At 69.6% G+C, this 9,397-nt stretch carries 4 protein-coding genes and 1 pseudogene; 1 reads left to right on the forward strand and 4 read right to left on the reverse strand.

All coding sequences use genetic code 11. The features are described 5' to 3' along the window. Window positions 1-66 precede the first annotated feature (66 nt). Window positions 67-1,611: a long-chain-fatty-acid--CoA ligase gene (locus CQZ88_RS25450; RefSeq protein ID WP_102800479.1), complete on the reverse strand. Its 1,545-nt coding sequence runs from the start codon at window positions 1,609-1,611 to the stop codon at window positions 67-69. Window positions 1,612-1,689: 78 nt separating this feature from the next. Next, the gene (locus CQZ88_RS25455) at window positions 1,690-2,616 is read right to left on the reverse strand and encodes a cyclase family protein (protein WP_102800480.1); all 927 of its coding nucleotides are present in this window, start codon (window positions 2,614-2,616) and stop codon (window positions 1,690-1,692) included. 1,328 nt (window positions 2,617-3,944) lie between these two features. On the opposite strand from CQZ88_RS25455, the pseudogene CQZ88_RS25470 reads away from it, so the two are divergent. After that, window positions 3,945-6,746, forward strand: a pseudogene (locus CQZ88_RS25470) (NAD-glutamate dehydrogenase domain-containing protein). Window positions 6,747-6,900: 154 nt separating this feature from the next. Here the strand turns inward: CQZ88_RS25470 and CQZ88_RS25475 are convergent. Next, window positions 6,901-8,739, reverse strand: coding sequence for an FAD-dependent oxidoreductase (locus CQZ88_RS25475; RefSeq protein WP_102800481.1), 1,839 nt, complete (start codon window positions 8,737-8,739; stop codon window positions 6,901-6,903). 261 nt (window positions 8,740-9,000) lie between these two features. Then, the coding region (locus tag CQZ88_RS31870; RefSeq protein WP_258008789.1) for a helix-turn-helix domain-containing protein at window positions 9,001-9,397 on the reverse strand (397 nt) is incomplete at its 5' end.

The raw sequence follows: 9,397 nt of genomic DNA on the forward strand, positions 1-9,397 counted from the left end.
TCGAGAGGTGCGCAGGGCAGGACAGAAGTGTGGCTCGGGGCGGCGGGCCGGACTGGGAGGCTTGTGCTAGACGAGTGTTCGGGTGGCGAAGCGCTCGCGAAGATCGCGCTTGAGGATCTTGCCGCTGACGTTCTTCGGGAGGGCGTCGACGAATTCGACGCGCCTCGGCACCTGGAATCCGCCGAGGTGCTCTCGGCACGTCGCGATGATCTCGTCCGCGGTAGCGGTGGAGCCGGAGCGCAGAGCAACAATGGCGCAGACGATTTCGCCCCACGTCTCGTCCTTGACGCCGATCGCGGCCGCCTCGGCCACCGCCGGATGACTGTACAGGGCCTGTTCCACCGTGAGAGAAGCGATGTTCTCGCCACCACTGATGATCAGGTCCTTCTTGCGGTCCACGATGTAGACGAATCCTTCGGCGTCCCGTCGCACCAGATCACCGGTGTGGAACCAGCCGTCGGTGAACGCGGCGTCCGTCGTGTCGGTGTCGTTCCAGTAGCCGGCCATCACCTGGTCGCCACGGACGACCATTTCGCCGATCTCTCCGACCGGAACGTCCCGAAGCTCGTCGTCCACGATTCGAATATCCGCCAAACGCATCGGCTTTCCGGCTGCCGCAAGGAGGTTGGACTCCCCGTTCGCGGCGCGCCGATGCGCCTGCTGGTCGAGGTGCAGCACATTTCCGGCCAGCTCGGTCATGCCCATACCCTGATAGAAGTCACAACCGAGGCGGTCGAGTCCCTCCCGCAGTACGGGAGCGGGAATCGCCGACGAACCGTACCCGATCGCCTCCAGCGTGCCGAGGTCGTGCGCGTCGAGCGCCGGATCCTGCAGCAGGAAGTTGATCATCGTGGGCGCCAGGCCGGTCTGGGTGACCTTCCACTGCTGGACCAGCCGGAGGAAGGTGGCATTGTCGTAGGCGCGGATGATCCCGACCGTGGCACCCATCAGGTGGTTCAGGAGCGTCACGTAACCGCCGACGTGGCAGAGCGGGAAGCAGAACAGGAAGACGGTGTCCTCCGGCAGCGCCCACTGGAGGGCCGAGGAGGTTATGCCGGTGAGGAGGTTGCGGTGGCTGAGCATCACACCCTTCGGCACCCCGGTCGTGCCGCTGGTGTAGACGATCCATGCGATGTCGTCAGGACGCGGACGCACCTTCGGTTCCGTCGCGGGCGCGCCGGCGACGAACGCGTCCCATGACAAGAACGCCGCATCGGCGTCGGCGTCGCCGATCACGACGGCGGTATGCACCGACGTGATCCGGTCGCGGATACTCGCGACCATCTCGGCGAAGTCCTCGGAGACTACGAGGACCGCGGCGCCCGAGTGCTCGACGAGCGCCGCGATCTGCTCGGGATGCAGCCGGAAGTTCAGGATCGTCAACGCCATGCCCGCCATGGGCACGCCGTAGTAGCAGTCGAAGTACTCGGTGCGGTTCGTGGAGAGGATCGCGACGCGGTCGCCGGGGTCCGCGACGCCGAGGAGTGCGTTCGCGAGGCGGCGGCTGCGGTCGCGCAGCTGGCCGTAGCCGACCGTCTCGTCTTCGAAGCGCAGGGCGATTCGATCGGGATGCTTGCGTGCGCTGTACTCGACGATGTCGCTGAGCAGCATTCGGTTCTCCTTGGCGTGATGAAATGGGCGGTATCGGGTCGGTTCGGCCGAGCGGGAGGATTCCGGCTGCCGGTCGTGTCAACGGATGGCGAGAGGGTTGATCGGGGAACCGACTGCCCGGGTGAACTGCAACGGCGGCCCCGTGTAGAAGAAGTCGTAGATGCCGTCGGCGGCGCATGCCTTCGAGAGTTCTTCGAAGTCGAGCATCTCGGCGAGCGTCATGCCCATGTCTCGGATCAGCACCATGTGCAGTTCGAAGAGGGCGCCCGGGTTCTCCCCGGGTATCACCTCGACGGCCCAGTTGTCGGCACCTACGACCGCCACGTCCCGGTCGCGCAGCCACTGTGCGCACGACAGGCTCAGCCCCGGCTCTCCCGCCATGTACGCGGCCGAATCGGACTCCGCGAGAAACTTGGCGTGCCAACCGGTTCGGATCAGGAGGATGTCGCCCGGCCCGACCTCGACGCCCTGCGCTTCCACGACGGCATCGAGTTCCTCGGGTGTGATCGCGGTTCCCGACTCGAGCCATGGGAGACCCCGATGCCGGGCGACGTCGAGGAGCACGCCGCGGCCCGCGATGCCCTTGGCCTGGGTGTGGATGCCGCACTTGTCGGCGCCCTTGACGGTGACGCCGTCGCCGGGATGCCCGTTGTACAGCTGCTCGTCGTAGTGGACGTGCGCGAGGGAGTCGTACTGCGACCCGGCTTGCAGCGGCATGAAGACGTAGTCGTCGGCCCACTTGAAACCGCCCGGCAACACCTGCTCCTGCCCGTTCTCGGACATCAGACGGATCGGGTTGATCCGGCTTCCGCCCGGCTGCGGACCGTTGCCGTCGAGCGGGATGCCCAGTTCGAAGATCTGTCCGGTTCGGATCAGCCGTGCCGCGCCCCTGACCCGCTCGGGGGTGATGAGGTTGGTCGTGCCGCGCTCGTCGTCGGCGCCCCACCGCCCCCAATTCCGTACCTTTCGTCCGAGTTCACGCATGTCAGGAACGGCGGCGGTCATCGATATCTCCTCTGGACAGTGAAACGCGTCGGACATGCAGTATGACGTGACAGTCATGTCAACTGCGCTCAGATTGTGTTCCACAACACTCGGAGTGTCAACACCCGGCCGGACATCATCGGACGATGGCGACCACTGGTGGTCGGATGCAGCGTCGGCTCGATGAGCGGATACCGACGCGCCGCCGAACTTCGTCGCACCCCAGGTGAGTACGTCGCGGTCCTCATCGTCCGCCCTGGAACGGAGGTCCTGGAACAGTGCAGTCGGGGCGCCGAAAACGCTTCCGGCACCGCTGCCCTGTGGGACGGCGTAGGCCCCGCCGAGTGCCTCAGTGCCGGGACCTGGATCAAGAACACTCCTCTCCGTTCCACGCCACCTGTTGACCGACGCAGTGCCCGACCTCGACTCGGCTCTCATGCGGACACTTCCGGACTCTCCGAATCCGAAACTGTTGACCGCATGGCCGGACGTGTCGATGCGGCACCTCGACGCCGACGGAGCGCACACCGCCGGCGCATGGCGCTCGATCTCCTCCGCTCGGCGATTGCACGAACCCGCGGCGACGCCGGCGACTCCCGCCAAGTAATCCTGAAGGAGGTCAGCTGATGAGCCCGCCGACAGAGCTGCCCGGCGGCGACGCGGGACGGGGAAACCATTATCTGTACGCCCGAACGCCCTGGGGTAGCACCATCGAACTCGTCACCTGTCCCACGTCACAGGCCTACGAGTCCGGCACCGGGCTACGCCGATGGCGTCCGTCGGCCACGAAGCCGAACGACTCGCGTCACCAGGAGCCCTGACCCTCGTGAAGCCGCGTACGACGGCAAACCGGTCCAATCCATGAACCGGTGAGAAAGGCCCCGGGCCGAGAAGCTCCCCGCAGAGATCTTCTCGGCCCGGCCCTCGCCCACCGGCGCGGCGTACAGTTCACCGACGCCGACGGATATACACAGGTCACCCGCAGCCTCGAGCGGATCAGCCTCCACTCCGAATCGGCGATTCGCGGCGCTCCGACCGCTCCACTTCGGCCCTGCCTTACCGGAGGCAGAGGCGGCAGACTCGCCCCATCGCCGCAGCCCCGGAAAGGACCCCACGTGAGCGCCCCCTCCCTGTCCCAGCACACGACGACGCTACGTTTCCTCGACTCCGCCGACGGCAGTCCGCTCGGCTGCCTCGCCTCGTGGCCGAACCACCGGTTCACCCTCACCGACGTCGTCGACGTCCTGCGGCGCTTCGGTCTTCACGTGAGCGACCACCGGCCGCTGGACGAGCCGGGGGCGCACCACTTCACGATCGCGCCGTCCGGAACCGCCGCTCCGGATGCCGGGGTGCTCGACCTGATCGCGGACGCGTTCGTCGCGGGCGCCGAAGGCCGCACCGACATCGACGACTTCTCGATACTCGTTCTGCAGGAGGGCATCTCGTGGCGGTGGGTCGACCTGATCCGGGCAGCCGTCCGGTTCCTGGCGCAGGCCGGCATCGGCCTGTCGCCGACGTACATGCTCGGCTGCCTGACGGCCACCCCCGGCTACGCCGCGGCCCTCGCCGCACTGTTCGACGCCCGGTTCCGCCCCGGGCTGCCCGACCGGGAAGCCGCCGTCGCCGCCGCGGCCTCGGCGGTGGCCGGCCACATCGACCGCGCCGCGACCTTCGACCTCGACCGGACCCTGCGAGGGCTGCGCTCGTTCGTCGACGCGACCCTGCGTACCAACTGGTTCCAGAGCGGGGGCACCAAACCGTACGCGTCGTTCAAGCTCGATCCGTCCGCGCTGACCGTCGGCGGGGCGATCGTGCCGCTGCGGGAGATCTACGTCCACTCCCGCGACGTCGAGGGCGTGCACGTGCGGGCCGAGCTCGTCGCGCGGGGCGGGCTGCGGTTCTCCGAACGCCCGGAGGACTACCGCACCGAGGTCCTCGGACTGATGGCGACCCAGGCCGTCAAGAACGCACCCATCGTCCCGGGCGGCGCCAAGGGCGCCTTCGTGATCCGCCCCGGATCCACCGCGGACCTCACCACCGCATACACCACTTTCATCCGCGGCCTGCTCGACGTCGTCGACAACGTCGTCGACGGAGCGCCGACCACCCCGGCCGACACCGTCGCCTACGACGGCGCGGACGCCTACCTGGTGGTCGCCGCCGACAAGGGCACCGCCCGCATGTCCGACACGGCGAACGCCGTTGCCGCCGAATACGGTTACTGGCTCGGCGACGCCTTCGCCTCGGGCGGCTCGGCCGGCTAAGACCACAAGGCGATGGGCATCACCGCCCGCGGCGCATGGGTGGCCGTGCGGCACCGCTTCGCCGAACTCGGACACGACGTCGACACGCAGACCTTCACCGTCGCGGGCATCGGCGACATGTCGGGTGACGTCTTCGGCAACGGCATGCTGCTCAGCGACCGCATCCGCCTCGTCGCGGCCTTCGACCACCGGCACATCTTCCTCGACCCCGACCCGGATCCCGACGCCTCCCACCGCGAGCGCGCGCGTCTGTTCGCGCTGCCGCGCTCGTCCTGGGCCGACTACGACCCCGCGGCGATCTCCGCGGGTGGCGGCGTGTGGCCGCGCACCGCCAAGGCCGTGCCGCTGTCCGCGGCCGCCCGCGCGGCCCTCGGGATCGACGCCGAGACCCAGACGCCCGACGAACTGATCAAGGCCGTGCTCCGCGCGCCCGTGGACCTGCTGTGGAACGGCGGCGTCGGCACGTACGTGAAGGCCTCCGGCGAGACGCACGGCGACGCCGCCGATCCCGCCAACGACCGGGTCCGGGTCGACGCCTGCGAGGTGCGTGCGCGCATCGTCGGCGAAGGCGGCAATCTCGGCTTCACCCGCGCCGCACGTGTCGAGTACGCGCGCCACGGCGGCCGCTGCGACGGCGACTTCATCGACAACGCCGCCGGCGTCGCCACCTCCGACCGGGAGGTCAACATCAAGATCGCAGTCGATCGCGCGGTCGCGGCCGGAACGCTGGCGCCCGGACAGCGGGAGACGCTGCTCGCCGCGGTGACCGACGACGTGGCCGAGGCCGTGCTAACGGCGTCCCGGGATCAGGTGCTCGCCCTGGGTTGCAGCGAGCACGACGCCCCGGCGCTGCTCACCCAGCACGAGCGGCTGATCGAGGATCTGGTGCGGGCCGGCCGGATCGCCCGCGACGGCGACGGCCTGCCCCCGACGGCGGAGATCCGGGAGCGGAGCCGGGCGGGAACGGGCCTGCTGCGACCGGAACTCGCTGTGCTGCTGGCGCAGTCGAAGAACGTCGTCGCGAGCGAGCTGGCCGCGTCGTCGCTGCCGGACTCCCCGGCCTGCACCCCGTGGGCCGAGAACTACTTCCCCGCCGAGATCCTGGCCCGCGCCGGAAGCGGCGTGGCCGAGCATCCGCTGCGCCGGGAGATCGTCGTCGCGTCGCTCGCGGACGAGCTCGTCAACCGTCTCGGCCCGGGAGCCCTGTACCGGTTCGAGGAACGGTTCGGCGCCGCCACCGCGGACTCGGCGCGCGCTTACGTGGTGGTCAGCCGCGTGCTGCACACCGAGGACATCCGAACCCGGATCCTCGCGGCGGGCTCCGATGCCCGCAGCACGCTGGCGGAGCTGAGCGCGCTCGCGCGCGTCGTCGAGGCCGAGATGGCGTGGTTGCTGCGCCACACCGCCCGCCGGACGCTCCGCGACGTGCTCGCGGGTGCGTGCGACGACGCGGACACACCGGAGGCTCTCGTGGCGCTCTTCGCCGCGCCCGTCGCCGCCGCACTGGGCGACCGGCCGTCGGCCGAGGACTGCCGTGGCGCGTTCGCGAACGCCGCGGTGGCGCTGCGCCTGGGCACCGACCCCGCCCGTGTCGCCGCGGCCCGGGACGCACTGATCGACAGCCTTCACATCCGTTGGCTGCTCGAAGGTTTCGCCACCCGCGTCCGCGGCTCCTACTGGGAGGCCATGGGTGCGGCGGCCCTGCGCGACGAGATCTCCGACCGCCTCGACACGCTCGTCGTCACCGCACTCGACGGGAGTGCCGCGGACCCGACCGGTCGCACGCACCGTCTCGTGCGACTCCTCGACCGGCTCCGCGGCGAGGACGCGGTGGACACCGCACGGCTGGCCGTGATCGCCGGGGAACTGCGCCTGCTCGACCGTTGAGCGCGTGCCTCGCAGGGACGGGACCCTGTGTGCGGCATGGTGCTATGGCGTGGTCGATGCGTTGTCTTCGCGCTCGGTCACCTGCGGCGAAGGCCGGTGCTCGCGAGGGTGCCCTCGACCGCCGTGCCGACGGTCGAGGGCACCGACGAGATGCTTACGCGTCGTCCTGCCGCTTGGCTGCTTCCCGTCCCGCGAGGTAACCGAACACCAGCCCGAGCGAGATCGTCCCCCCGGCGCCTCCGTAGAAGCCCTTCGTGGGTGCGCCTCCTGCGTTGCCGGCGGCGTACAGGCCGGGAATGACCTTGCCTTCGGTGTTCAGCGCGCGTCCGAGTGCGTCGGTCTTCGGGCCGCCCACGGTGCCGAGCGCGCTGGCCTGGACCTCGAGCGCGTAGTAGGGCGCGGTGTCGACCGGTCCCAGCACGCTCGACTTCGGGCTCTTCAGCATGGGTCGGATGATCTTCGCCAGGGGTCCGACCACGAGGGAACGCACGCGTTCGGGGTCGTTCCTCTTCGCCACCCGTCCGGCGAGCTTGCTCACGATCGGACCGATCGCCGCGGCGATGCGCATCCGCGCCTTTGCGGTGGCGGCGGGGAACCGCGCGTCGGGCGAGTTCTTGCCCAGCCGGGGATAGTAGGCGCCGAAGTAGCGGTCGAACAAGGTCTCCCCGCGGTGGAACTGCGGGTCGCGAGCTCGGGCGGCCTCGGGGTTGAACCGGTCGACTGTGCGGAGCAGCCCCACCTCGTCGACCCCGATCCTGTTCGCCAGCTCCGACAGGGTGTCGGCGCGGTGGAGGTAGTCGGGCACCTCTGCGCCCGGCGTGACGCCGAAGATCCCGAACTTCGTCCAGTAGTTGTGGTCGAAGATCAGCCAGGCCGTGGCATTGGGCATGGTGCCCGTCTCCGGGTCGACCTCGCGCATGATCTGCCCGAACTGGTCGTAGGCCAGGGCCTCGTTCGCGAAGCGCTCACCCTTGCTGTTGACCATGATGCTGTGCGGCAGCGCTCGCTCGCCCAGGAACACACGACTGAGCGGGCGGCCCTCCAGCTCTTCACCGGGCAGCTGCACGCCGGGCATCCACCAGGCGTCCTCCATGCCGGTCAGATCAGCGCCCACCTCCTGCGCCAGCTGCACCGCGATGCCGTCGTGGCCCTGGGGGGAGACCTGCACGCCGAAGGGCGCGTCGAGGTAGGTCGTGGTGATCTCGGTCGAGCTCTCGAACCCGCCGCTGGCCAGCAGGACCCCCCGGGTGGCACGCACCGTGTGCTCGGCGCCGGCGGCGCGCACGACGATCCCCCGCACCCCCGACTCGTCGGTGACAAGCCGGGTCGCGGGCGTCTCGACGCGAACGTCGACGCCGTTGCGCAGGCCCGCCTCGAGCAGCGCTCCGATCAAGGCCGGTCCGGCGAGCCAGACGTCGTCGATGCCGATCCCGCCCAGCAACCAGAACGGGAGCGGGTTCTTGGCCATGCCCGTGGTCAGGGCCGGTCGCACGTACTTCGCGTTCTCCCCGAGTCCCTCCGGGGAGTACGGGCCGGGGAACAGTGCCCGACCGACGGACGCGCCGTCGATGTCGGAGCGGTAGTCCGGCCAGATCGTCGGGATCCACCCGAAGGAGGTGTGCTCTTCGATGAACCGGGCGACGTGCGGTCCGGTCTCCAGGAACTTCTCCACCAGGTCGTGGTCGAGGATCCGGTCGCGACCTTGGCCGTAGATGTACCGTCGCGCCTGGTCCAGGTCGTCGTGCACTTTCAGGTCCTTGGTCGAGAAGCCGTGATTGGGGATCCAGGCGGCACCCGCCGAGATCCCGGTGGCGCCCCCGACGATCTCCCGGGACTCGACCACGAGGACTCGTGCCCCCTCCTTGGCGGCGGTGAGCGCCGCCATCAGGCCTGCGCCGCCGGACCCGACGATCGCCACGTCCACCTCGTCGGGGATGCCCTTCTGGGACACGGTCCCGATGGAGCCGCTGTGCTCGGTCGAACTGCTAGCCATGATCCTCCGTACGGTCGGTTTCGGTCACGCCCCTCCCAGCGGAAGGGCGCGACGCTCGTCATATAGTTGATTACTCAATCATATAGTTGAACACTCAACCATACTTTCCTGTTCCCGGCCGAAGTCGCCCCGCGAAGACCACTCGGGCTCTCCCCGGGAAGGGTGCCGCGCCGGTTCCGACGGCATTCCGGCCGGCTGGACGAACTCGCCCGCAGCGTGAAGGGCCGACTACGACTGCAGCACTACGCCGTTTCCAGCTACCTAGGGCGCCGGTTCCCCGATCAGCAGGGCGAGCAGCAGCTCGGCCCGGACGCGGGCGTCGCCGAGGTCGACGCCGAGCACCTGCTCCGCCTTGGCGATCCGGCTGCGCAGGGTGTGCCGGTGCACCTCCAGAGCCGCGGCCGCCGCCTCCCACTGCCCGTTCGCCTCGAGGAACGCCCGCAACGACGCGACGAGCCTGGTCCCCCGGCCGCGGTCGTAGTCGGCGAGAGCGGAAACAGTGGACGCAGCCACGGATTCGAGTACGGCCCGCACCGCCGGGGAGGCGAGCAGGGCGGTTCCGTGCGTGGCGTCGAACTCGACGAGGCGGTGGGCCGCGTCCGCCGCGGCCACGGCGTGTTCGGCCTGCTCGACGGCGCGGCGGGTGTCGGCGAGCCGG

Source organism: Rhodococcus sp. ENV425, from assembly GCF_002887785.1.
GTDB classification, from domain to species: Bacteria; Actinomycetota; Actinomycetes; order Mycobacteriales; family Mycobacteriaceae; genus Rhodococcus; species Rhodococcus aetherivorans.